This window comes from Streptomyces sp. NPDC053426, from assembly GCF_055585405.1.
The window spans coordinates 112189-135338 of the sequence record NZ_JBVJKE010000014.1 but is presented as its reverse complement, the minus strand read 5'-3'; the positions used below and the strand labels follow the sequence as shown (position 1 = coordinate 135338).

At 72.5% G+C, this 23150-nt stretch carries 18 protein-coding genes; 6 read left to right on the top strand and 12 right to left on the bottom strand.

What is annotated here, in order from left to right; genetic code table 11:
- Nucleotides 1–106: 106 nt before the first annotated feature.
- Nucleotides 107–1168: an acyltransferase family protein gene (locus tag ACZ62B_RS27195; RefSeq protein ID WP_469692362.1), complete on the top strand. Its 1062-nt coding sequence runs from the start codon at nt 107–109 to the stop codon at nt 1166–1168.
- A 140-nt stretch (nt 1169–1308) separates the two neighbouring features.
- Entirely contained in the window at nt 1309–5277 is a 3969-nt protein-coding gene (locus ACZ62B_RS27190; RefSeq protein WP_469692360.1) for a metallophosphoesterase, read from the top strand.
- Between the two features lie 72 nt (nt 5278–5349).
- On the opposite strand, the gene ACZ62B_RS27185 is transcribed toward ACZ62B_RS27190, so the two are convergent.
- Both ACZ62B_RS27185 and ACZ62B_RS27180 read right to left on the bottom strand, forming a co-directional pair.
- Nucleotides 5350–6582: a ricin-type beta-trefoil lectin domain protein gene (locus tag ACZ62B_RS27185; RefSeq protein WP_469692359.1), complete on the bottom strand. Its 1233-nt coding sequence runs from the start codon at nt 6580–6582 to the stop codon at nt 5350–5352.
- Nucleotides 6583–6750: 168 nt separating this feature from the next.
- Complete coding sequence (locus ACZ62B_RS27180; RefSeq protein WP_344560182.1) at nt 6751–7107, bottom strand: hypothetical protein; 357 nt, start codon at nt 7105–7107, stop codon at nt 6751–6753.
- Between the two features lie 307 nt (nt 7108–7414).
- Here ACZ62B_RS27180 and ACZ62B_RS27175 point away from each other — a divergent pair, with 307 nt between their 5' ends.
- Nucleotides 7415–7837 carry a DUF350 domain-containing protein gene (locus ACZ62B_RS27175; RefSeq protein ID WP_344560181.1) on the top strand — a complete coding sequence of 141 codons (423 nt, stop codon included), beginning with the start codon at nt 7415–7417 and terminating at the stop codon, nt 7835–7837.
- A gap of 63 nt (nt 7838–7900) precedes the next feature.
- On the opposite strand, the gene ACZ62B_RS27170 is transcribed toward ACZ62B_RS27175, so the two are convergent.
- The 7 genes from ACZ62B_RS27170 to ACZ62B_RS27140 form a co-directional block, all read right to left on the bottom strand.
- Nucleotides 7901–9556, bottom strand: coding sequence for a glucuronyl esterase domain-containing protein (locus ACZ62B_RS27170; RefSeq protein WP_469692357.1), 1656 nt, complete (start codon nt 9554–9556; stop codon nt 7901–7903).
- Nucleotides 9557–9862: 306 nt separating this feature from the next.
- Nucleotides 9863–10351, bottom strand: coding sequence for a hypothetical protein (locus tag ACZ62B_RS27165; protein WP_344560179.1), 489 nt, complete (start codon nt 10349–10351; stop codon nt 9863–9865).
- Between the two features lie 149 nt (nt 10352–10500).
- Nucleotides 10501–11466, bottom strand: a complete 966-nt coding sequence (locus tag ACZ62B_RS27160; RefSeq protein WP_344560178.1) for a YihY/virulence factor BrkB family protein — start codon at nt 11464–11466, stop codon at nt 10501–10503.
- A gap of 115 nt (nt 11467–11581) precedes the next feature.
- A complete protein-coding gene (katG, locus tag ACZ62B_RS27155; RefSeq protein ID WP_344560177.1) occupies nt 11582–13813 on the bottom strand; it encodes a catalase/peroxidase HPI in 2232 nt (743 codons plus the stop codon).
- A gap of 33 nt (nt 13814–13846) precedes the next feature.
- The gene (locus ACZ62B_RS27150; protein ID WP_468888823.1) at nt 13847–14284 is read right to left on the bottom strand and encodes a Fur family transcriptional regulator; all 438 of its coding nucleotides are present in this window, start codon (nt 14282–14284) and stop codon (nt 13847–13849) included.
- A 61-nt stretch (nt 14285–14345) separates the two neighbouring features.
- On the bottom strand, nt 14346–14939 hold the full coding sequence (locus ACZ62B_RS27145) for a DUF488 domain-containing protein (RefSeq protein WP_344560175.1): 594 nt from the start codon (nt 14937–14939) through the stop codon (nt 14346–14348).
- Nucleotides 14940–14961: 22 nt separating this feature from the next.
- Nucleotides 14962–15642 (bottom strand): helix-turn-helix transcriptional regulator, encoded by a 681-nt coding sequence (locus tag ACZ62B_RS27140; protein WP_344560434.1) that lies wholly within the window; start codon nt 15640–15642, stop codon nt 14962–14964.
- Nucleotides 15643–15729: 87 nt separating this feature from the next.
- Here ACZ62B_RS27140 and ACZ62B_RS27135 point away from each other — a divergent pair, with 87 nt between their 5' ends.
- The gene (locus ACZ62B_RS27135) at nt 15730–16161 is read left to right on the top strand and encodes a hypothetical protein (protein WP_469692354.1); all 432 of its coding nucleotides are present in this window, start codon (nt 15730–15732) and stop codon (nt 16159–16161) included.
- A gap of 7 nt (nt 16162–16168) precedes the next feature.
- On the opposite strand, the gene ACZ62B_RS27130 is transcribed toward ACZ62B_RS27135, so the two are convergent.
- Together ACZ62B_RS27130 and ACZ62B_RS27125 are read right to left on the bottom strand one after the other, a co-directional pair.
- Nucleotides 16169–17050 carry a YegS/Rv2252/BmrU family lipid kinase gene (locus tag ACZ62B_RS27130; RefSeq protein ID WP_468723631.1) on the bottom strand — a complete coding sequence of 294 codons (882 nt, stop codon included), beginning with the start codon at nt 17048–17050 and terminating at the stop codon, nt 16169–16171.
- 55 nt (nt 17051–17105) lie between these two features.
- Nucleotides 17106–18698 carry an FAD-binding oxidoreductase gene (locus ACZ62B_RS27125; RefSeq protein WP_468723629.1) on the bottom strand — a complete coding sequence of 531 codons (1593 nt, stop codon included), beginning with the start codon at nt 18696–18698 and terminating at the stop codon, nt 17106–17108.
- A gap of 82 nt (nt 18699–18780) precedes the next feature.
- Here ACZ62B_RS27125 and ACZ62B_RS27120 point away from each other — a divergent pair, with 82 nt between their 5' ends.
- Together ACZ62B_RS27120 and ACZ62B_RS27115 are read left to right on the top strand one after the other, a co-directional pair.
- The gene (locus ACZ62B_RS27120; RefSeq protein ID WP_344560171.1) at nt 18781–19389 is read left to right on the top strand and encodes a TetR/AcrR family transcriptional regulator; all 609 of its coding nucleotides are present in this window, start codon (nt 18781–18783) and stop codon (nt 19387–19389) included.
- Nucleotides 19386–20966 carry a glycerol-3-phosphate dehydrogenase/oxidase gene (locus ACZ62B_RS27115; protein ID WP_469692352.1) on the top strand — a complete coding sequence of 527 codons (1581 nt, stop codon included), beginning with the start codon at nt 19386–19388 and terminating at the stop codon, nt 20964–20966. Before ACZ62B_RS27120 ends, ACZ62B_RS27115 begins: the two co-directional genes overlap by 4 nt.
- An 8-nt stretch (nt 20967–20974) precedes the next feature.
- On the opposite strand, the gene ACZ62B_RS27110 is transcribed toward ACZ62B_RS27115, so the two are convergent.
- Nucleotides 20975–23026, bottom strand: coding sequence for a galactose-binding domain-containing protein (locus tag ACZ62B_RS27110; RefSeq protein ID WP_469692350.1), 2052 nt, complete (start codon nt 23024–23026; stop codon nt 20975–20977).
- Between the last annotated feature and the right edge of the window lie 124 nt (nt 23027–23150).

Sequence of the window (23150 nt, the reverse complement as noted above, 5' to 3'; positions counted from 1 at the left end):
CCGTGACCATGTTCCCGAACGGCAAAAGAAAAGCAAAGCGGACGGGCGGCGCTCACACCGGCAGATCACAGGTTTAGCCACCCGCGGGACGGGTGAGGCGGCTGGGATGTCGTCGCCCAGCATCCCCGCCGCCGCCGTCCCCCGTACCGGACAGGACGACACGTCCCGGCGGGCGCCGCGGCGTGACGCGTTCTTCGACAACGCCAAGTACCTGGCGATCGTGCTGGTCGCGGTGGGACACGCCTGGGAGCCGCTGCGCGACGGCAGCCGGGCCGTCAGCGCGCTGTACATGCTCGTCTACGCGTTCCACATGCCCGCGTTCATCGTCGTCGCGGGCTACCACTCGCGCGGCTTCGACGGCAGTCCGGAGCGCGTCAAGCGCCTGGTCACCGGCGTCGTCCTGCCGTACATCGTGTTCGAGACGGCGTACACCTTCTTCACCCGGTGGACGGACGGCGTCCCCGACCGGCCGATCACGCTGCTGGAGCCGCTGTACCTGACGTGGTTCCTGGCCGCGTTGTTCGTGTGGCGACTCACCACGCCGCTGTGGAAGCTCGTGCGGTGGCCGGTTCCCGTCGCGCTCGTCATCGCCATGCTGGCGACGGTGTCCCCGTCGCTCGGCGAAGACCTCGACGTGCAGCGCATGCTGCAGTTCCTGCCGTACTTCGTGCTCGGTCTCGTCCTGCGGCCCGAGCACTTCCGGATGGTGCGCCGCCGCCGGGTGCGGATGCTGGCCGTACCGGTGTTCGCGGTGGCGGCGGCCGCGGCGTACTGGGCGGTCCCGCGGGTGACGTCCGGCTGGCTCTACCACGGGGACAGCGCGCAGGAACTGTCCGCCCCGGCCTGGTACGGCCCCGTCGTGACCCTGGTCCTGTTCGGCTGCTCGCTGCTCCTCGTCGCCTGTTTCCTCGCCTGGGTGCCGGGACGGCGGACCTGGTTCACGGCGCTCGGCGCGGCCACGCTGTACGGCTATCTCCTGCACGGTTTCGTCGCGCAGGTCAGCAAGTACTGGGGCTGGTACGACCCGGACTGGCTGTACCGCCCGCTCGGCGGGATCACGGTCACCCTGGTCGCCGCCGTGGTCGTGACGGTGCTGTGCACACCGCCGGTGCGGCGGGTCTTCCGCTGGGCGGTGGAGCCGAGGACCACCTGGGTGTTCAGGCGCTGACCGGGTCGCGCGCCTCCTTCCGCTGATCGTTCACGGCTGCTTCATCCGCGTTCACCCGCGCCGCCCAGGATTCGCCATGGGCATGCCCGTAACTGCCGGTGTGCCCTTCATCGTGCGGCGATCAGGGAGGGCGGCTGCTGATGCGGACAGGACAGCGGCGAAGACGGCCGGGCGGCGGGTCCAGGGCGCGGCGTCTCACGGGAGTGGCGCTCGCGGCGCTGCTCCTGGTGAGCGGGAACACGACGGCGGCCCGGGCCGACCCGGAGCGGCCGGCGGAGCGAGCCGGTTCGGCGGAGGGGACCAGCCTGCCGGCGCTGGTCCCCCGCGACGGGACCTATCTGGAGGGCACCGAGCACATCGCGGCCACGCCGACGCTCGCCGGTGACTCCGTGACGAGGCTGGCGGTCGACGGGAAGGAGGTCGACGCGGAGCGGACGGTCGGGGTGTCCCGGCTCACCTTCGACGTCGGCTCGAACTCGACGGAGGCCCGCTACCGCAACCACATCGTGGTCAACGGCGACTACCGGGCCGACATCGGCGACCTCGTCAACGAACGGGGCACGATCGAGATACCGAACCAGCACCTGGTCAAGGGCGAGAACACGATCGAGGTCGTCGCCGGTACCGTCGAGAGCTCGTGCGGCGCCAACCACGACGACTTCGTGCTCTCGGACATCGGCCTGGAGCTGCTCGGCGAGAGGGCCGACGGCGAGGAGAACGAGTACACCTACTCCTTCGGCGACGGCAGTTGCGGCTCCAACCCCACGCTGCGGACGAAGGCGGCACTCACCTTCTTCGTCCTGGGCGATCCGCGGGGCACCACCGGTCTGCGCGCCGAGCTGGACACCACGAAGCTCCGCAACGGCGCGCACGTCATCGGCGCGACCACCGCGTCGGGCAAGACGGTCGAGAACGACGTGACCGTCAACAACGCGCCCGCGGGCGCGCCCCGGCTGCTGCCCGAGGACGGCACGCTGGTGGCCGGCCGGCAGACGGTGTCCGCGAGCCTCCCGGCAGGAACCGACGGCGGCGTCGGGTCGCTGACCGTGGACGGTGCGGCACCCGTCACCGAGGCGCACCTCGGCAGCGGCGCGGCCACCTTCTCCTTCGACGTCGGCTCGAACTCCATCGACGACAAGTACGACAACCACCTGCTGGTCAACGGCAAGCGGATCGACCTGGGCGGCACCTGGGTGAACCAGCGGGTGGAGATCGCCGTCCCGGCCCGCCACCTGGTGCCGGGGGACAACACCGTCAAGGTCGTCACCAGCGCCTACCGGGAAAGCTGCGGCGACAACCGCGACGACTTCGACATCGCGGACCTCGGACTCGCCCTGGACGGCGGCACCGTCACGGGCCGGGACATCGCGGACTCCTACGCCCTGGGCGACGGTTCCTGCGGCAGCGGTGACACGCGCCTGCGGGAGGTCGAGCTGCACTACTCGATCGACGCCCCGGCCGTGCACGTCAGCGACACCCTCGGCGCCGGGACCGCGACCCTCGGCTTCACCGTGGGCGGCAACTCGATCGAGGCCCGCTACGGCAACCACGTCCTGGTGAACGGCCGCAAGCAGGTGCTGGAGAGTGACTTCGCCGGACGCCACGTCGACCTGGCCTTCCCCAACGAGTGGCTGGAGCCCGGCTGGAACACCGTCGACTTCGTCGCCGGCACGTACCCCACCTCGTGCGGGGACAACCGCGACGACTTCGCCGTCTCCGGCATCACCCTCACCCCGGCGAGCGGCACCGCCACCGGGCGGATGCTCAAGGGCTCGTACGGCCTCGGGGACGGGAACTGCGGCGACAACGTCAACCCGCTGACCGAGATCGACCTCGAGTTCTTCGTCGAGGGCCCCGCACAGGGGCTGCGCGCCGACCTCGACACCCGGCGGATCGACGACGGCGAGCACACTCTCGCCGCGGCCTCCCGGTCCGGTGAGAAGGCCACGCGCACGCTGGTCACCGACAACTCGGCGCCCCGGGTCACCACCAGCGTCCCGGCCGCCGGGCAGCGGATCACCGCGTCGGTCGTGCTCGACGTACGGCTGGAGGACGCGTCCGGCGTGGTCGACGGACCGGAGGTGAAGCTCGACGGGAAGCCGGTCGAGCCCGGCACGCCCATCGGGCCGGGCCTGTCCGCCGGCCGGCACACCCTGTCGGTGTCCGGCACCGACGGCCTCGGCAACACCGGCACCCGTGAGGTGACGTTCGCCTCCGCCGGCGTCCCGGACACCCCCACGGGTCTCGCCCCGAAGGCCGGCACGACCGACGCGGGCCGCAGCGTCCGGCTGTCGGCCGAGGTGGCGGAGCCCGACGGGGGCGAGGTGAGCGCCACGTTCTCCGAGGCCGAGATCCTCACGCCGCGGCAGGTGTACGAGGGCACCGCGGACTCCGTCCCCACGACGCTGCGGGTGCCGGGCGAGCGCCGGGTGAAGGCCGCCGGCCTCGCACCCGCCGACGGCAGGACACTCGACGCGCCCGCCGCGCAGGACGTCACGTACCAGCGGTTCGACGTCCGCGTGAAGGGCCGCACCGACGCGCCGGTGCTGCGCTGGGAGGGTGTCATCGACCCCGAACGGCTCGCCGCGCTGCGCGTGTGGAACACCGCGACCGAGCGGTGGGACGTCCTGACGAGCGCCCGGGGCGCCGCCGAGGGCGACACCGTGCTGACGGCGGTCGTCGACCGGGCGTACATCGACCGGCAGCAGGTCCACGTCATGGTGACCGGCGAGGACCCCTTCGCCGACGACATCGACGCCGGTGACCCGGACCGGTTCGCCGACCCGGACGCGTACGACTTCTCGATCGTCCACTTCACCGACACGCAGTACCTCTCCGAGGGCGCGGTGGAGCAGGAGACGGCCGCGGAACGCGCGGTGTGGGAGAAGGCGTACGGGGACGTCACGCGCTGGATCGCCGCCAACAAGGACGAGCGGAAGATCTCGTACGTGGCGCACACCGGCGACATCATCGAGAACAACATCCGCAAGCCCGCCGACGAGGCCACCCGGCGCCAGGCCGTGGGCGAGATGGAGGTGTCCTCCGAGCAGCAGCGGATCCTCGACGACGCCGGGGTGCCCAACGGTGTGATCGCGGGCAACCACGACAACCGGTCGGGCACCGAGAACGGGCCGGACGCCCTCTACAACCAGTACTACGGGCCGGACCGTTACCAGGCGCTGTCCGAGGGCTGGCGGCACGCCGAGTACGGCGGTCCCTGGCGGCCGGGAGACAACCAGAACCACTACGACCTGTTCTCCGCCGGCGGTGTCGACTTCGTCGTGGTGGGCCTGTCGTACGGGGTGACGAAGGAGGAGGCCGCATGGGCCGACTCGGTGTTCGCCCGCTATCCCGACCGCAACGGCATCCTGCTCTCGCACGACTACCTGGCGCCGAGCAGCAGCCCCGACGGACGCGGCGCCCCGTTCTCCGCGCCCGACGGGTCGATGCTGTACAAGACGGTGGTGCAGGACAACCCGAACGTGTTCCTGATCCTCGCCGGTCATGAGCACGGTGTGGGCACCAATGTGAAGCCCAAGGTGGGCGAGGTCTCCCACGGTGTGGTGGAACTGCTCGCGGACTACCAGTTCTACACCGTGTCCGCCGACCGGCTCGGACTGACCGAAGTGGGCGGTTACCGGCCCGATGACCAGCTCCGGTTCGGTTCGAGCTTCTTCCGGATGCTCCAGTTCGACGTCGACCGGGCCGAGTTGACCGTGGACACCTACTCGCCGCTGCTCGACGAGTTCGGCGCCACCGAGTACGACGCGGACCACCGCTACGACGGCACCGAGGACAACATGGTGCTGCCGGTGGACCTCAGCACCCGTACCACGTCGTTCAGGACGGACTCGCTGGCGCTGTACGACCCGGTGCGCGTCATCGGCAGGGACAGGGCCGACTCCGGTGAGGTCGCCTCGGTGACCTGGAGGAACCTCAAGCCGGGCACGGCCCACGCGTGGTTCGTCACGGCGCGTTCGGCGGGCGGCGGCGTGACCGCCTCCGAGCCGAGCGTGTTCGTGACCAAGGACGCGGGCGGCCGGCCCGGCACGTGGGGCCCGGGCGTACCCGTCCACCCGTGGTTCACGTCCGCCGAAGCCCGGCGGTGACCGGCTGAGACGCACCCGCCGCCCCGGACCGGTCGGTCCGGGGCGGCGGTGTGTCCGGCCCCGGGCGAGGGTTCAGCCGACCGTCCACTTCTGGTTGGCGGCGCCCGTGCAGGTCCAGATCTGCAGGCGGGTGGCGTTGGCGGAGCTGTTGCCGGTCACGTCCAGGCACTTGTCGGCCTGCGGGTTGACGATGTCGCGGGCGGCGGTGACGACCCATTTCTGGGCGGCGGTTCCGTTGCAGTCCCACAACTGGACCGGCGTACCGTCGGCGGTGCCGCCCGAGGCGACGTCCAGGCACTTGCCGAGGGCGCGGACGGTGCCGTCGGAGCCCACGGTCCAGTTCTGGGCAGCGGTGCCGTTGCAGTCGTAGAGCTGTACGGGGGTGCCGTTGGCGGTGTTGGCCCCCGCGACGTCGACGCACTTGCCGGCCAGGCCGCGGATCGCGCCGCCGGCCGGTGCGTCACCGGTCGTCACCGACACGTGGTCCACGACGAGCTGCTGCGGGAAGACGGTGGAGCCGTCCGGGTCGCCGGGCCAGTAGCCGCCGACCGCCAGGTTGAGGATCAGGAAGTACGGCTTGTTGAACACCCACTGCTTCCCGCCGAGGTCGGCGGGGGTGCGCCGCTGGTAGACGTTGCCGTCCACGGACCAGGTGATCGAGTCCGGTGCCCAGTCGACGGCGAAGGTGTGGAAGGCGTCCGCGAAGGCCTGGCCGCCCGGCAGCGTGTAGCCGGCGCCGATGCCGCCCGAGCCGGAGTAGCCGGGGCCGTGGATCGTGCCGTGCACCGTGGAGGGTTCGAAGCCGACGTTCTCCATGATGTCGATCTCGCCCGAGTCCGGCCAGTTGACGGGTGTGCCCAGCATCCAGAACGCGGGCCACATGCCCTGTCCGCGCGGGACCTTCATCCGCGCCTCGACGTGCCCGTACTGCGCGGTGAACCTGCCGGAGGTGTTGAGCCGTGCCGAGGTGTACTGACAGGTGCCGTACCAGCACTGGTAGTTGGCCGGGTTCTCCTTGCGGGCCGTGATCACCAGATGGCCCTGGCCGTCCAGGGCGGCGTTCTTGTTGCCGGACGTGTAGTACTGCCGTTCGTGGTTGTTGACGTTGTCGCCGGTCTCGATCTGCCACTTCGAGGAGTCGACCGCCGCGCCGGCGGGCCCGTCGAAGGTGTCCGAGAACGTCACGGCCGCCGCGGCGGTGGCATCGGCCGGTTCCGCCTTCGCGGTCCCTGCGGCACCGGACGCGACCAGCGCGGCGGACACGGCGGCGATCAGCCATCTGCGGAGTCTGCGCGGAGAGGACATGGCTCTCCCTTTCCGTACGGCGACCCGGGTGTACGGGTGCGCCGACCGAGGTTGTGGGGGTGAATGTGCAACCACTTGATTTAAGAAGTGAGATAAGAGGGCGTCAAGACCCTGGTACGGACCAGGATTCGATGGCCGCGACACCCGGGCCGTTCCCCGGGTTTCCGTTCAGGCCGTTGTGCCCCACGAGGTCCGGTGTGCGCAGCCGGGGTCGTGCTCGGTCGCGCACGACGTCCACCAGCGTTCGCAGCACGCGACCTCCACCTCGGCCCGGGCGAGCGCGGCGGCCGCCGCGTCGCGCCACGCCGCCCGGCGCCCCTCCCGTTCGCACAGGACGGCGACGGCGCGCCGTTCGTCGGCGATGACGGTCTCCCGTACGACACCGATCACGGGAGCGAGCGAGGCGACCGCCATCGCGAGGGTGGTCCAGAGGGGGACGGTGCCCCAGGTGCGTACGGTGCAGAAGGAGAGCCAGAGGGCCACGGCGATGTACATGGCGGTGAGAGCGCGACTGCCCCTGCTCATGGCTGGTTCTCCTTCTCGGTCCGTCCGATGGACTTCTGATGCCCCGGATGCGCGCGGGCATGACTCCTCGGCGACGAACCGGGCAAGTGCCTTTGTGCGCGGTCGAGTCGCGGCCCGACCACGCCACCGTGCGCCACACCGCCCGCGGGGAGACCGGCCGTCGGGGGTGCGCGGGCGGGAGGAGGGAAGAGCTCGGCCGGAGGACATGGCAGGGCACCGGACCAGGGCGTCGAACGGGTGCGCTACATTTTGCTCGCCCTTGACCGCGATCACTCACGATCTCTCACGCTACGGAGCCGGCAACCCCATGAGCGACATCGTCAACGGACTCGGCCGGGCCACCGCCTACGGCGCACTCGGCCTGGTCCTGCTGGTCCTCGGCATCGTCCTGGTCGACGTGCTGACGCCCGGAAAGCTCGGCCGGCAGATCTGGCAGGAGCGCAACCGCAACGCCTCGGTGGTGCTGAGCTCCTCGCTGCTCGGCATCGGCGGCATCGTGTTCACGTCGATCTGGACCACGTACGAGGATTTCGGCAAGGGGCTGGTGTCGACCGCCGCGTTCGGCGTGCTGGGGCTGGTGATGATGGCCGTGGCGTTCCTGGTGGTGGATCTCATCACGCCGGGGCGGCTGGGTGCCACGCTGGTCGAGCCCGAACCCCACCCGGCGGTCTGGGTGACGGCGTCCTGCAACCTCGCGGTGTCCGCCGTCGTCTCGGCGTCCATCGCCTGACACGGGTGCCTCCGTACCGCCCGGCCTCCGCGTCCCGGGACGCGGAGGCCGGGCGGTGACGTTTCATGGACGGTCGCAGGTGAGCGTGGTCGGCGCCGTGGAGGAGCTGCCGGTGGCCGTGAAGCCGAAGGCGGTCGTGGAGCCCGGCGCGACGGAGCCGTTCCAGTCGGTGTTGCGCACCGTGACCGCCCCGCCGGTCCCGGTGTTCCGGCCGTTCCAGAGGCTGCTGATGGACTGGCCGGACGCGAGCGTCATGCCGACGGACCAGCCGTCGAGGGCGCCGCTGCCGTCGTTGCGCACCGTCACCTCGCCCTGGAAGCCGCCGGACCAGCTGTTGACCGTACGGTAGGTGGCGGTGCAGTAGTCGCCCGGCGTGCCCGGATCGCCGCCCGTGTCGCCGCCGTTGCCGCCGCCGTCTCCCCCCGTGTCGCCTCCTGTGCCGCCGCCGCTCGTGCCGCCGTCGGCGAGGTTCGGGGTCTGCCAGTCCCGCCAGGCGGAGAGGTCACCCGACTTGGCCGGGGAGATCCTGAACACCCCCGAGGAGCTGCCGGACTTCAGCAGGAACTTCTGGATGTTCTGCTGCAGCGGCGTGCGCCATTCCGGCCGGGCCGCGCAGTGGGTGCCGTCCTGTACGTCGGACCAGTAGCTGATGTTCCCGCCCGCGCCCAGCGCCTTGTAGACCTCCGCGCCGCCCAGCGCCGCCACGCTGCCCGACCGGGCGCCCAGCCAGTCGACGTGCGGGTTCTCCATGACGAGGAGTCCGCGCGGTGCGACCAGGCCGACGGTCTCGTGGGTGTCCACCGGAAGGGTGCCGGGGCTGCCGGTGAAGGAGCCGAAGGCGTCGCCCAGCCAGGGCTGTTCGGAGTAGGCGCTGCTCAGCGGCTGCGCGCCGCTCTCACCGGGGATGCCGCGGAAGATGCCGGTGCCGGCGCTGCCCGACTCGATCGGCATGGTGAGCGCGATGCGCTGGTCGAAGGCGCCGGCCACGAAGGCGCCCTTGCCGAACCGTGAGCAACCGGTGACACCGGTGGCGTCCGCGCGGAGCACGCCGCCGTCGGACTGCTCGATGACGTCGATGACCCGGCTCACCCCCCACGACCAGGCCATGAGCAGGCCGGTGCTGCTGGAGGAGCCGTAGAGGCTGTAGAACGCGCCCTGTTTGTTGCCGCGGGACGTGCCTTCCTTGCCGAGCGCGTACGGGTCGAGGGAGATGACGGCCGCGCCCGCGCCCTTGATGGTGGCGGTGTCCGCGCCCAGCCCTCCGAGCACCACGACGGCCGGGAACGGGCCGGTACCGCTCGGCAGGTCGACGCTCGCGGAGAAGCTCGCGCTCCTGCCCTGGTGCGTCACCCGCACCGTGATGCCGGTGCGCGACACCGTGCCCGTGACGCTCTCGGGCCTGGCGGGCTTCTGCCCGTAGACGTGTCTCTCCGCCAGCTCCCGGATCTCCGCGCGCCGGCAGCGCCAGTCGGACCGGGTGGAGACGCGCGTGCCGTCCAGTTTCCGGAAGGGGTCGGGGAGCTTGGAGTCGGAGGTGAGGGGTCCGGTGTCGGGGACGGCGCAGTCGGCGCCGTCGTCCTCGACACCGGGTTCCGCCGCGACGGGAACGAGGGTGTCGGCGGCGCCCGGCCGTGGGAAGAGAGCGGCGACGGCCAGGCTCACGGCCACCGCGAAGACCGCGGCGGCCCAGGCCCAGGCCCGGTGTCGGGGGAAGCGCATCGGTACCTCCAGAGGGGTGGGAGCGCTCCCAGGCTAGAAAAGCCTTCAGGGGCATGACAACAACACCGACAGGGTCGTTTCAGGTTGACTCTTTCGACCCCCTACCGAAAGCCGGAAGACGCGCGCGATCTGCTCTGATGCCGAAGTCCTCACCTCAAAACACCATGTCGGCACAGGGCGCCGCGAGCGAAAGTTTCGGATGACTTGCGACCGCACTGCCGCCCCGATCGGCAGCGGGACATGAATCGGCCACGGGCGCACGCCCGCGGCACGGCCGGACCGGGGTGCGGCCGCCCCACGTCCCGGTCAGGCCACGCGGGCGCGCTCCCGTACCGGGCGTACCGGCTCGGGCCGGACGCGGGGGGCCGGCTCGGCGCGCGTGACCGACTGGGCGCGGGCGGCCGACTGGGCGCGGGCGGCGGTGCGGACGCGGTACGTCGTGCGGTTGGGGTCCACGACGGGCTCGCCGAGGGTGATCCGCCCGGCCGCGTGCAGCGCGTCGCATTCGGCGGTGGGCAGGGCGGCGTAGCAGCCCCCGGTGCCGGTGGCCGAGTCGAGCGGGCGCCAGTAGCTGTACCTGCGGCGGCCGTTGGCGTACTCGGTGACGTACGTGGGGGTGCGGGGGTCGGAGATGATGCGCAGCACGTCGGTGCGGGTGGTGCCGGCCGGGGGGCGCGGGCGGGAGGGGGCGGCCGGGAACTCGGTCGTTATCGGTCCGCCGCGACGGTGATCCGGTCGGCGGCGCGCGGTCGGCAGGGCGACGAGGGTGTGGGGGCGGTCGACGGTGGCGAGCATCAGCAGGACCTTTCCGGAGCCGGGACACGAGACCGTCTACCCAGCGCGGCGCCGGAGTTGATCTCCTTTTCCGATCATTGTGCAACCTCACACCGACAACGCGCGTACGCCACGCCCAAGTTCCCCACCGGCGTGTTCGTCCCGGCCGGTCAGGCGCCCGGTCCCGGGTCCGGGCGGACCGCCTCGTCGACACCGGCGCGCGCCGCTTCGAGCTGGGCCGCGAACGCGATGCCGAGGAGGAGGGCGACGGCGGTGAGGTACGCCCACAGCAGCAGCGCGACGAACGCGGTGAGCGGCCCGTACAGGGCACCGAACGCCCCGCTGCCCTCGACGTACAGCGCGAGCAGCCACGTCGCCGCGACCCACAGCAGCAGATGCACGGCCGAGCCGAAGGCCAGCCAGGTGTAGCCGGGCTGGGTCCGCCGGGGCGACCAGCGGAAGATCACCGCCGAGGCGACCCACGCCAGCGCCAGCCCCACCGGCAGCTCCAGCGCGGTCCACCACCCCGTGCCGCCGCCGGATCCCCCGGCCACCCGGACCACCGCGTCGCTCACCGCGTCACCGGCGACGAGCACGACGAACCCGAGGACCAGCGGCAGGCCCGCGGTGAGCGCGAGGAGGACGGCCCTGCCGTACTTGCGGGGGAAGGGGCGGTCGCGTTCGATCCCGTAGATGCGGTTGGCGCCCCGCTCGATCTGGCCCATGGCGGAGGCGAGGTTCAGCAGGGCGAAGCTCAGGCCGAGCCAGAGCGCCAGCGTGCTCCCGAAGTCGTCGTGCGCGCTGCGCCGGGTCCCCTCGAAGGCGTCCTCGACGATGTCGGCACTGGCGCCGGGCACGATCCGGCCGAGGGTGAGTTCGATGACCCGTCCCACGCTCTCGGTGTGCACGGAGGTCGCCAGGCCGACCAGCGCCACGGTGAACGGCACCAGGCCGAGGACGACCTGGAAGGCGAGCGCCCGCGCGTTGGAGAAGCCGTCCGCGTAGCGGAAGCGGGCGAAGGAGTCGGTCAGCAGCCGCAGGCCCCCGTAGTGCCGCAGCGCGGCGAACGCCTCGTCTCCGGAGAGTTCCTCTCCGATCATGTCCCGGGTCTGCGGGACGTGGACGGCGGTTCCCATGCGCGGGCCCTCCTCGCGTCGAGCGGCTCTGCCCTCTCATGGATGGCCCGTTTCCCCGCCTTCACACCTCCGGGCCGGCCCCGGAGGGCCGGCCCGGATCAGCGGGGCGGGGGGATCAGACGAGGTCGAACCGGTCGAGGTTCATGACCTTGTCCCACGCCTTGACGAAGTCCTTCACGAACTTCTCCCTGGCGTCGTCGCTCGCGTAGACCTCCGCGAGCGCGCGCAGCTCGGAGTTCGATCCGAACACCAGGTCGGCGCGGGTGCCGGTCCACTTGACCTCGCCGGTGGCCGCGTCGAGGCCCTCGAACGTGGTCCGGTCCTCGGACGTCGGCTTCCACGTCGTGCCCAGGTCGAGCAGGTTGACGAAGAAGTCGTTGGTGAGGGTGCCGGGGGCCGTGGTGAACACGCCGAGCGAGGACTGCTGGTGGGTCGCGCCCAGCACCCGCAGACCGCCGACGAGGACGGTCATCTCGGGGGCGCTCAGCGTCAGCAGGTTGGCCTTGTCCAGCAGCAGGAACTCGGCGGGCAGGCGGTTGCCCTTGCCCTGGTAGTTGCGGAAGCCGTCGGCGGTCGGCTCGAGCGCGGAGAACGACTCCGTGTCCGTCTGCTCCTGCGCGGCGTCCACGCGGCCCGGCGTGAACGGCACCTCGATGTCGAAGCCGCCGTCCTTGGCGGCCTTCTCGACGCCCGCGGCGCCGGCCAGCACGATCAGGTCGGCGAGCGAGACCCGCTTGCCGCCGGTCTGCGCGGAGTTGAAGGACTCCTGGACGTCCTCCAGGGTGCGCAGCACCGCCGCCAGCCGGTCGGGGTCGTTGGCCTCCCAGCCGCGCTGCGGCTCCAGGCGGACGCGCGCGCCGTCGGCGCCGCCGCGCTTGTCGCTGCCGCGGAAGGACGAGGCCGACGCCCACGCCGTCGACACCAGCTCGGACACCGACAGGCCCGAGGCGAGGACCCGCTCCTTGAGGTCGGCGACGTCCGCGGCGTCGATCAGGTCGTACGTGCGCTCCGGCAGCGGGTCCTGCCACAGCAGGGTCTCGGCGGGCACCTCCGGGCCGAGGTAGAGCGACTTGGGACCCATGTCGCGGTGGGTGAGCTTGAACCAGGCGCGGGCGAAGGCGTCCGCGAACTCGTCCGGGTTCTCCAGGAAGCGCCGGGAGATCGGGCCGTAGACGGGGTCGAAGCGGAGCGCGAGGTCCGTGGTCAGCATCGTCGGCTGGTGGCTCTTCGACGGGTCGTGGGCGTCGGGCACGGTGCCGGCTCCCGCGCCGTCCTTCGGCCGCCACTGGTGGGCGCCGGCGGGGCTCTCGAACAGCTCCCACTCGTAGCCGAAGAGGATCTCGAAGAAGCTGTTGTCCCAGGTCGTCGGCGTGTTGGTCCACGTCACCTCGAGACCGCTGGTGATCGTGTCACCGCCCTTGCCGGTGCCGAAGGTGCTCTTCCAGCCCAGGCCCTGCTCCTCGAGGCCGGCGGCCTCCGGGTCGTCGCCGACGTGCTCGGCCGGGCCGGCGCCGTGGGTCTTGCCGAAGGTGTGGCCGCCCGCGATCAGGGCGACGGTCTCCTCGTCGTTCATCGCCATGCGGCGGAACGTCTCGCGTATGTCGCGGGCCGAGGCGATCGGGTCCGGATTGCCGTTGGGGCCCTCCGGGTTGACGTAGATGAGGCCCATCTGGACGGCGCCGAGCGGGCTCTCCAGCTCCCGGTCGCCGGTGTAGCGCTCGTCGCCGAGCCAGGTGGACTCGGGGCCCCAGTAGACGTCCTCCTCCGGCTCCCAGACGTCGGCGCGGCCGCCGGCGAAGCCGAAGGTCGTGAAGCCCATCGACTCCAGGGCGACGTTGCCGGAGAGGATCAGCAGGTCGGCCCAGGACAGGCTCTTGCCGTATTTCTTCTTGACGGGCCACAGCAGGCGCCGGGCCTTGTCGAGGTTGGCGTTGTCCGGCCAGCTGTTGAGCGGGGCGAAGCGCTGCTGGCCGGCCCCGGCGCCGCCGCGGCCGTCGCTGATGCGGTAGGTGCCCGCGCTGTGCCAGGCCATGCGGACGATGAGGGGGCCGTAGTGGCCGAAGTCGGCCGGCCACCAGTCCTGGGAGGTGGTCAGCACCTCGGCGATGTCCCGCTTCACCGCCGGAAGGTCGAGGGCCGAGAAGGCCTCGGCGTAGTCGAAGTCCTCGCCGAGCGGGTTCGCCACGGCCGGGTTCTTGGCGAGGATCTTCAGGTTGAGGCGCTCGGGCCACCACTGGCGGTTTCCGCCGCCCTGGGTGGGGTGCGGGGCGCGCCCGTGCGCGACCGGGCAGCCCCCCGTTTCCTCCGTCTTGGGTTCGGTGACGATCGCGTCATGGTTCTCGGTCATGGGAGTCCTTCCGGGCGGAAACGTTCGCGCAGTTCAGCTACTGCGGGAGGTGGAACAGCCGGGGCACAGGCCCCAGAAGACGACCTCGGTCTCGTCGATCGTGAAACCGTGACCGTCGGGCGGGGTCAGACAGGGCGCGTCACCGGCCGCGCAGTCGACGTCGGCGACGACGCCGCAGGAACGGCACACCGCGTGGTGGTGGTTGTCCCCGACCCGGCCCTCGTAGCGGGCGGGGCTGCCGGCCGGCTCGATACGGCGTACCAGCCCCGCCCCGGTGAGCGCGTTCAGCGCCTCGTACACCGCCTGCAGGGAGACCTGCCCTATGCGCCGGCGCACTTCGGAGGCGAGCGCCTCGACTCCGAGGTGGCCGCCCTCACGGACGGTGTCGAGGAGGGCGACGCGGGCGGCCGTCGCGCGCAGGCCCGCTCCGCGGAGCTCCTCGGCGGTGGTCGGCGGCCGGGATGCGGTCATGCGCCGAACCTATAGCCCGAGACGCGAATAATTCCAGAGAACGAATGGGTCCAGTCTTGGGTCACGTCCGGTAACGGCGGGTGGCTCCCGAGTTGCGTCCCGCCGCCGTCCGACGTGCCGCGGCTTCGGTGTCGTCGTAGACCAGCAGCCCGTCGTCGCGCAGGCGTGCGCCCGGTGTGGGGCTGTGCCGGGTGTGGCGTCCGTCGTGCATCAGGTGACGTACGGGGACGTCGCGGGCCAGGACGGCGAAGTCGGCGATGAGCCGCCGGTGGCACCGCCACCACACGGATTCGCCGCACATCACCGCGGTCGGCTCGCGGGCGGCCTGTTCCAGCAGGGTGTCCATCGCGGTGACGAACCCGGGGGTGCGGGTGTGGGCGGCGTAGCCGCGGAAGGAGTCGTTGCGCCAGACGGTGTCGGGTGAGTCGGGCGGCGGTCTGCGGAAGCCGCCCAGGTCCCGTTCCCAGCGGTAGGCGATACCCGCCTCGGGCAGCCATGCGGCCAGCCGTGCTCGCGCCAGGTCGGGATCGCGGCGGCTGCCGGGGCCGGTCCGGACGTCCACGACGGCGGCGATCCCCGCGTCGTCCAGCAGCCGGACCAGAGCGTCCCGGCCGGCGGTGCCGTGGCCGAAGGTCGACAGCTCACGCGGGGTCATGGCGCGCCTCCTCGCGGCGGGTTCAGGCGGCGGGCTCCAGGCGGACGCAGCACTGACCCGGTTCCGGTGCCAGACGGGCCTCGAACCCCGTTTCACCGAGTCCTTCGAGGACTCCGCGCATCAGGTGCAGGTTCATGCCGCACACCGTCTGCGTGTGCGCGCGGGCCAGTGCGTGGAAGGGGCAGTTGCCCAGGACGACGGACCCGCCGTCGTGGCGCGGCTCGAAGCCGTACCGCTCCAGCACGCGGAAGACCTCCCTCCCGTCGCCGTCCGTCCCCAGTCCTACGCCCAGCTCCCGCGCCCTGCGGTGCAGTACGTCGCGCACGGGTTCCCCGCCGGCGGCGGATTCCTCCACTGCCTGGGCCAGCAGCCGGCCGGCGAGTTCGTAGCGCCGGTCCGGGAGGCTGACGGCGATCTGCGCGGCCGAGCGGCGGTAGAGCTTGGCCGGGCGGCCCGCGCCCGGTCCGGTGCGTCCGCTGCGCCGGACGTGGAGCACGTCGAGCAGGTGCTCCGCGGCCAGCCGGTCCAGGTGGAAGGCCGCGGTCTGCCGGGCCAGTCCGAGCGCCTCGGCCGCCTCGTCCCGGCCGACCGGGTGGCGCCGGCCCACCACGTAGTCGTAGAGCCGCCGGCGGGTGGGCTCGTCGAGGGCGGCGATGGCCGAGATGTCCTTGTCGCGTACTTCTTCCGTGTCATCCACGAACACCAGTGTAAAAGCAACAGCCATTGACTAAAGAGAGGATCCGCGCTTCTATCGTTAATGAGAGTTGTCAATAGAAGAAGGGTGCAGGCCATGGCCTCCACAACCACGAGCGGCACGTCGGTCACGCCCCGGCGGGCCGCGCTCAGCGACCCCGGCTACCAGGCGTACGTCGTCCTCCGCACCGGCTTCACCGTGGCGCCGGTCCTGTTCGGACTGGACAAGTTCGCGAACCTCCTCGTGGACTGGCCCGCCTACCTCGCGCCGTGGATCGACGGCATCGTCCCGGGCAGCGCGCAGTCGGCGATGTACGCGGTGGGGGTGATCGAGATCGTGGCCGGTCTCGTCGTGGGCATCGCGCCGCGCTTCGGGGGCTGGCTGGTCGCCGGCTGGCTCGCGGGGATCATCGTCAACCTGCTCACGCTGTCCGGCTACTACGACGTCGCGCTGCGCGACTTCGGACTGCTGCTCGGCGCTGTGGCGCTCGCCCGGCTGGCCCAGCGCTACCACGGCACCGAGTCCTGACCGGCGGTCAGTACAGGACGCGCAGGGCTCCGGGCAGGACCCTGACCGTGACGGGGAGGACGGCGTCGACCTCCCCGTCGGTGCCGTAGGGGATCTCCCGGTCGGCCTCGATGCGGACCTCCTCGCCCCGCAGGATCCGCACCTGGGGCCGGCGGACGTGGGTGCCGGTCCTGAGCTCGTTCATCAGGGCGAAGAACAGCCGCCGGGGCGCCTGACGGATCATGACGACGTCCAGCAGTCCGTCGTCCACGCGGGCGTCGGGGGCGATGACGCGGCCGGAGCCGTAGTAGCCGGAGTTGGCGGCCACCACCGTGTACCCGGTGTGCGGGTGCTCCTCGCCGTCGACGGTGACCCGGTAGCGGGCCGGCCGCCAGGTGGTGACGGCCCGCAGGCCGCCCGCGTAGTAGGACGCGGAGCCCTTGAGCAGCCTGGACCGGTTGGCGTGGCGGTTGGCGAGCGCGTCCACACCGGCGTACACGCTGCCGAGGACGACGGTGCGGTCGTGGACGGCCGAGGTGACCTCGATCGTGTCGACCCGCCGCGGCTCGGCGTGGAGCAGGACGCGGGCCAGGTCCGCCGGATCCCGGGGCAGTCCCAGCGCGCGGGCGAAGTCGTTGCCCCGGCCGGCCGGGACGAGGCCGAGGGTCGCGCCCGTTCCGCTGAGGGCGCCGCCGACGCCTCCCGCGATGCCGTCCCCGCCGACGGCGAGCACGACCCGCCCCTGCCGTCCGGCCTCGCGGGCCAGTTCCCGCGCGTGGGCCAGGCTGCGGCTGTACTCGGTCCGCAGGTCGGCGCCCTCCTCGCGGAGGTGCCGGGCCAGGGCGAGCAGGGCCGCCGCTGCGGTGGCCGCGCCCGCGGTGGGGTTGACGACGGCGGTGAACTGGCGCATCGGGGTGCCTCCGGGCGGGCCGACGGGACGGGGACGGGCGGTCGGGGGTTGCGGGTCAGTCAGCGGGCAGCAGGACGCCGGGGCTGAGCAGTCCCGCCGGGTCCAGTCGCCGCTTCACGGCGCGCAGGGCGTCGACGCCGAGCGGGCCCGCCTCGCGGACGTACCAGTCCCGGTGGTCGGTGCCCACCCCGTGGTGGTGGCTGATCGTGCCGCCGGCGGCGAGGATCGCCTCGCCCGCGGCGTGCTTGGCGCGGGCCCAGTGCGCCACGGGGTCCTCGCCCTGGGCGGAGACCACGGTGAAGTAGAGCGAGGCGCCGTTCTCGTAGACGTGCGAGATGTGGCACATGACCAGCGGCGGGGTGCCGGCTTCGGTGAGGGTGGCGGTGAGCGCGTCGCGGACGGAGGCGTACAGCCCGGGGAGGCGGGACCAGAAGGCCGCCGTCTCCAGCGTCTCCGCGAAGGCCCCGGCGTCCAGGAGCGCGTCGCGCAGGTACGGGGCCGAGTAGCGGCCGTGTGCCCAGCGCCGGCCCGGCTCCTCGCCCAGGGGGGTGCCGCCGCACGCGCGCAGGACGGCCGCCGCGCGCTCCCTGCGGTACTCCGTGTCCTCCTCCGTGCCTTCGTACCCCGCGATCGCCGTGCAGCCGGTGGCCTGTCGCGCGCCGGAGCCGATCGCGTCCGGGTCCGCCAGGCCGATCAGCGTCTCGGTCTCGTCGGACAGGCGCAGCACGGTGGGCCGCGGTCCGTCCTGGGCGAGCCGGCGCAGGGCGGTGGTCCCCTCCTCGAACGAGGGGAAGTGCCAGCCCTCGTGGACGCGGGTCCGCGGGACGGGCCGGACGCGTACGGTCACGGAGGTGATGACGCCGAACGCGCCCTCCGAGCCGAGGACGAGCTGGCGCAGGTCGGGTCCGGCGGCCGAGCGCGGGGCGCGGCCGGTGTCGAGGGTGCCCTCGGGGGTGGCGAGGGTGAGGGAGAGCACCATCTCGTCGAAGCGACCGTAGCCGGCGGACGCCTGGCCGCTGGAGCGGGTGGCGGCGAAGCCCCCGATGGTGGCCCACTCGTAGGACTGGGGGAAGTGGCCGAGGGTGAAGCCGTGTCCGGCGAGGAGCGCCTCGGCCCGCGGGGCCCGGAGGCCGGGCCCCAGGGTGGCGGTGCGGGAGACCGGGTCGAGGGCGAGCAGACCGTCCATGCGCCGCAGGTCCAGGGCGACGAAGGCGCCGCGCGGTTCCGGGGCGAGGCCGCCGACGACGGAGGTGCCGCCGCCGAACGGCACCAGTGGCAGGCCGTGTTCGGCGCACACCCGCAGGACGGCGAGCACCTCGTCGTGGCCGCCGGGCAGGAGTACGGCGGCCGGGACGGCGGCGAGGTCGCCCTCGCGGATGCGCAGCAGGTCGGGGGTGGACTTGCCGCGCGTGTGCCGGATGCGCGTCTCGGCGTCGGTGCGCACATGGGCCCCGCCGCCCAGGGCCGCGGTCAGGGCGCGGCGGGCGGCCGGTGCCAGCGGGCTCTCCGGGACGGTCAGGTCCTCGAGGGCGACGGGTCCGGCCTCGCGCGGCTTCACGCCGAGCAGATCGCGCAACAGCCCGATCACCGTGTCGGGCAGCGGCGTCGCCTCGGCCGGGTCCCCCCAGCCGCTCCACAGCATGTCCATGGCTGTCGTCCTCACCGGTCGGTCGGAATGAGCGGGGCCGTCGAGGTCGCCCGACGGCCGCCGTGGCGTTACACTGTGACACATGACGCCTATTCGTCACAACGGTTCCGGCGGTTCGGACAACGACGCGGTGCTCGACGCGGTGCGGGACTGCGTCCTGGCCGTCGGGGTCCGTCGCACCACGCTCACCGACGTGGCCCGCCGCGCCGGGGTCTCCCGGATGACGCTGTACCGGCGGTGGCCCGACGTGCGGTCGCTGGTCGGTGACCTGATGACCCGGGAGTGGATCGCGGTGGCCACCGGGGCGATCCCCGAACGCGAGCCGGGAGTGCCCGCCCGCGACCTGATCACCGAGGGGCTGGTGGCGGCGGTCCGCGCCTTCGGCGCCCATCCCCTCTTCCGGAAGATCCTCGACGTGGACCCCGAACTGCTCCTGCCCTATGTGCTGGACCGTCGCGGGGCGAGCCAGGATGCCCTGCTGGAACTGCTGACGGGTTCGCTGCGCGAGGGACACGCCGACGGCTCGGTGCGCGCCGTCCATCCCGGACGGCAGGCGCGGTCGGTGCTGCTGATCGTGCAGTCCTTCACCCTGTCCCTGCGGACCATGACCGACGAGGACGACCCCGAGCTCGCCTCCGAGGCCTTCCTCGGCGAGCTGCGCGACATCCTGGAGAGGACCCTCACACCATGAACTCCCCCGGTGGCCCCGCCTCGGCCTTCTCCCTGTCCGCCGGCCGGCGCGCGCGTGAACTGGCCGACTCCGTGGGCGGACCCGTCGTCGACGTGCTGGTCGTCGGCCTCGGCGCCACGGGCGCGGGGGCCGCCCTGGACGCCGCGGCCCGCGGGCTGGATGTGGTCGCCGTCGACGCCCACGACCTGGCCTTCGGCACCTCCCGCTTCAGCAGCAAGCTCATCCACGGCGGACTGCGCTACCTCGCCTCCGGACGGCTCGACGTCGCCCACGAGAGCGCGGTCGAACGCGGGGTGCTGATGGAGCGCACCGCGCCCCACCTCGTAGGGGCCCAGCCGTTCGTACTGCCCCTCACCCCGCTGGTCTCGCGCGCTCAGGCCGCCCTGGCGCGGGCCGGGTTCCGGGCCGGGGACACACTGCGCCTGGCCGCCCGCACGGCGCGGGCCACCCTGCCCCCGCCGCGCCGGCTCTCCGCGGTGGAGACCCGTCATCTCGCGCCCGCGCTGCGGCGCGACGGTCTGCGCGGCGGCCTGCTGTCCTGGGACGGCCGGCTCACCGACGACGCCCGCCTGGTGACCGCCCTCGCCCGTACGGCCGCGGGGCGCGGCGCCCGGATCCTGACCCGGGTCCGGGCCCTGGAGCTGACCTCGACGGGCGCCCGCGTCCGTGACGAACTCACCGGCGAGGAGGGCGGGATCCGCGCCCGCGCGGTGATCAACGCGTCCGGCGTCTGGGCGGGCGGACTCGTCGACGGCGTCCGGATACGGCCCTCCCGGGGCACCCACCTCGTCCTGCGCCCCGAGAGCCTCGGCCCCCTGCCCGCGGGACTGCACATCCCGATCCCCGGGGAGAGCAGCCGCTTCGTCCTCGTGCTGCCCCAGGACGACGGCCGGGTCTACGTCGGCCTCACCGACGATCCCGTGGACGGCGACATCCCCGACGTCCCCCGGGCGCCCGAGACGGACATCGGCTTCCTCCTCGACGTCCTGTGCTCCGTCCTGCACGCGCCGGTCCGCCGTACCGACGTGGTCGGCGCCTTCGCCGGACTGCGGCCGCTGCTGGACACGACGGCGGCACACTCCGGTACGGCACCGAGGACCGCCGACCTCTCACGGCGCCACGCGGTGCTCACCTCGTCCGAGGGCGTCGTCACCGTCGTCGGCGGCAAGCTCACCACGTACCGGCGGATGGCCGAGGACGCCGTCGACACCGCCGTCCGCGTCCGGGGGCTGCCGGCCGGCCCGTCCCCCACCGCGTCCCTGCCCCTGGTGGGCGCCGCGCCGCCGCACGTGCTCGCCGAACTGCCCGCGCCCCGCCGTCTCGTCCGGCGGTACGGCACCGAGGCACCGGCCGTGCACGCGCTCGGCGCGCGGGATGCCCGGCTGGGCGAGCCGGTGCTGCCCGGGTATCCGGTCACCGGCGCCGAGCTGCTCTGGTCCCTGCGCCACGAGGGTGCGCTCGACGAGGAGGACCTGCTCGACCGCCGTACCCGCATCGGACTGGTCCCCGCCGACCGGGCCACGGCGCTCGACGCGGTGCGCGAGCTCGTCGACGGGGCGTTGTCGCAGGGCGGCTGAGCTCCGCGTCAGCGGCCGTGGACGCCGACCTCGCGGACCGAGTACCCCCACTCGGTCCCCCGGTCCAGGAACCGCACGCGGAGGTAGCGGGCCGGCGCGGGGGTGAACACGGCCGTGTCCAGGCCGCCGTCGCCGGAGGTGGTGGACCAGGCGGTGCGCCAGTTGGTGCCGTCGGTGGAGAGGTCGACGCGGTACGACGTGCCGTACGCGCGTTCCCAGTCCAGGGTGACGCGCCCGACCTGGTGGGTGGCGCCGAGGTCGACGCGCAGCCACTGGTCGTCGCTCCAGTCACTGGCCCAGCGGGTGCCCCGGTCGCCGTCCACGGCCCGGCCGGGCGCGTAGCTGGTGAACGGGTTCCACTCCGCCGAACTGGCCGTGGCCGGGGCGCCGTCGGCGAGGTTCACCCCGGCCCGGTGCCGCTCGGAGGCGCCCCAGGTGTCGAGGTAGGACTCGGCGCCCTCGAAGAGGTCGTCCACCACGTGCTGCCCGCCGACGCGCCGGATGTCCTCGATCCAGTCGGGGACCAGGCCGTAGTGCGCGGCTCCGTCGGTGTTCAGGTCCCAGGTGCGTTCGCCGGTGGTCTGCCGGTCGAGCACGGAGCCGCCGTCGACGCTGCGGAAGGGGTAGGTGACGGCGTCGGGCGCGTCCGCGCCGCGCGGGGCCGGCCAGCCGCCGACGCCGTTCATGTCCGTGCCGTAGCCGTAGCCGACGCCGTACTCGTCGCGCAGCGCCTCGGTGCGGTCCGCCTCCGCGACGAAGCCCTCCGAGCCGTGCATGTACTGGGCGACGAACCCGCCGAGGCCGTAGACCCGCTCGGTCCAGTCCAGGTCCATCCAGCTGTGCGACGAGATCACGCCGGGGTAGGACGCGGCCTCGAAGATGTCGAGCACCCGCCCGGTCGCCTTGACGCTCATGTGGTCGATCTCGAGCATCATGTTGCGTTCCATCATGCCGCGCACGGCGTACTCGCCGAGTTCGGTGAGCCCGCGCACGTTGCACCGGGCGTCCTCGTCGTACGACGGGACCTCGACGCCCGCGGGGAGCTTCTGCTCGGCCTGGGGCGCGGACGCCAGACCGATGGGGTTGTCGTGCTGGGGCCCGGCGCACGTCTCGGTCTGCCAGAAGGTGCCGGTGGACAGGAACTGCCCGACGTTGATCGCCGTGCCGAGCGCGCCCTCGTCGAAGCGCACGCCGCACAGCGCGTTGTCGAACTTGTGGCACAGGAACATGCTGCGCACGCCGAGTGCGTACAGCTCGTCCAGTCCGGCGTCGATGTCGGCCCTGTCGCACTGCGCGATGTCCAGGACCTGCTTGCAGCCGAACGGTTCGGAGGTCTCGACGCCGAGGACGACCGCGAGCTTGCCCTGCGCGATGACGTCACGGGCCTGCGCGCTGTCGGTGACGATCCGGAACCAGCCCTTGCCCGGCCCGCCGTACATCCCGTCGATGTAGGCCTGCATGTCGTACGTCAGCTTCGCCTGCAGCCGGATGGAGGTCATCTCGTCGCAGCTGCGGTCCTTGAAGAAGTACACGGAGCAGATCACGCCGTTGGTGACGAGGTCGTTGACCATGACGCGCTGTCCGCCGCGCCAGGCGCGTTCGATCCAGGCGTAGTAGTTCTGCTGGTGGGTCAGGGAGTCGTGCGCGGGCCAGTCCTCGAACGTGGGCCAGCCGACCGGGTCGTGCCTGCCGTCACCGCCGTTGGTGATGAAGTCGAAGACGGCGAGCGAGCCGTCGGGGTAGTGTTCGGGGCAGTCCTTGAGCGCGTCGGCGATCCCCTTCCCGGAGAAGGCCTTGCCGCAGATGAGCCGGCCGCCGAACGCCTCGTTGGACATGATGTGGTTGTGCGCGTCGACGAACCCGCGTACCTCGCCGGCGGCGTTCGTGCCCTTGAACGGCTCCCCGGTGACACCGATCCCGGAGTCGGGCGCGGGCCGGGCGACCGGATCCCACCAGTCGCCGCCGGCGGCGGAACTGGGCGTGGGCACGAGGGCCGCGGCCAGCACGAGGAGGAGCAGCGATACGACTCCGAGGTGTCGTCGGGTGCGGTACGTGGTCATTACGCACGTCCCTCCGTCGTGGAGTTGTCATGCCCGGCGCAAAGATATGGGGTGAGGATCGCTACTGGCGCGTACGGCGTCAAGTGCGCGCGCGTCACCCGTCCGCTCCGGGCCTCTCACGAGA

What these genes read in the sequence shown, in the direction of transcription:
- ACZ62B_RS27195 (WP_469692362.1), top strand. Translation starts at nt 107, where the DNA reads ATGTCGTCGCCCAGCATCCCCGCCGCCGCCGTCCCCCGTACCGGACAG.
- ACZ62B_RS27190 (WP_469692360.1), top strand. Translation starts at nt 1,309, where the DNA reads ATGCGGACAGGACAGCGGCGAAGACGGCCGGGCGGCGGGTCCAGGGCG.
- ACZ62B_RS27185 (WP_469692359.1), bottom strand. Translation starts at nt 6,582, where the DNA reads ATGTCCTCTCCGCGCAGACTCCGCAGATGGCTGATCGCCGCCGTGTCC.
- ACZ62B_RS27180 (WP_344560182.1), bottom strand. Translation starts at nt 7,107, where the DNA reads ATGAGCAGGGGCAGTCGCGCTCTCACCGCCATGTACATCGCCGTGGCC.
- ACZ62B_RS27175 (WP_344560181.1), top strand. Translation starts at nt 7,415, where the DNA reads ATGAGCGACATCGTCAACGGACTCGGCCGGGCCACCGCCTACGGCGCA.
- ACZ62B_RS27170 (WP_469692357.1), bottom strand. Translation starts at nt 9,556, where the DNA reads ATGCGCTTCCCCCGACACCGGGCCTGGGCCTGGGCCGCCGCGGTCTTC.
- ACZ62B_RS27165 (WP_344560179.1), bottom strand. Translation starts at nt 10,351, where the DNA reads ATGCTCGCCACCGTCGACCGCCCCCACACCCTCGTCGCCCTGCCGACC.
- ACZ62B_RS27160 (WP_344560178.1), bottom strand. Translation starts at nt 11,466, where the DNA reads ATGGGAACCGCCGTCCACGTCCCGCAGACCCGGGACATGATCGGAGAG.
- katG (WP_344560177.1), bottom strand. Translation starts at nt 13,813, where the DNA reads ATGACCGAGAACCATGACGCGATCGTCACCGAACCCAAGACGGAGGAA.
- ACZ62B_RS27150 (WP_468888823.1), bottom strand. Translation starts at nt 14,284, where the DNA reads ATGACCGCATCCCGGCCGCCGACCACCGCCGAGGAGCTCCGCGGAGCG.
- ACZ62B_RS27145 (WP_344560175.1), bottom strand. Translation starts at nt 14,939, where the DNA reads ATGACCCCGCGTGAGCTGTCGACCTTCGGCCACGGCACCGCCGGCCGG.
- ACZ62B_RS27135 (WP_469692354.1), top strand. Translation starts at nt 15,730, where the DNA reads ATGGCCTCCACAACCACGAGCGGCACGTCGGTCACGCCCCGGCGGGCC.
- ACZ62B_RS27130 (WP_468723631.1), bottom strand. Translation starts at nt 17,050, where the DNA reads ATGCGCCAGTTCACCGCCGTCGTCAACCCCACCGCGGGCGCGGCCACC.
- ACZ62B_RS27125 (WP_468723629.1), bottom strand. Translation starts at nt 18,698, where the DNA reads ATGGACATGCTGTGGAGCGGCTGGGGGGACCCGGCCGAGGCGACGCCG.
- ACZ62B_RS27120 (WP_344560171.1), top strand. Translation starts at nt 18,781, where the DNA reads ATGACGCCTATTCGTCACAACGGTTCCGGCGGTTCGGACAACGACGCG.
- ACZ62B_RS27115 (WP_469692352.1), top strand. Translation starts at nt 19,386, where the DNA reads ATGAACTCCCCCGGTGGCCCCGCCTCGGCCTTCTCCCTGTCCGCCGGC.
- ACZ62B_RS27110 (WP_469692350.1), bottom strand. Translation starts at nt 23,026, where the DNA reads ATGACCACGTACCGCACCCGACGACACCTCGGAGTCGTATCGCTGCTC.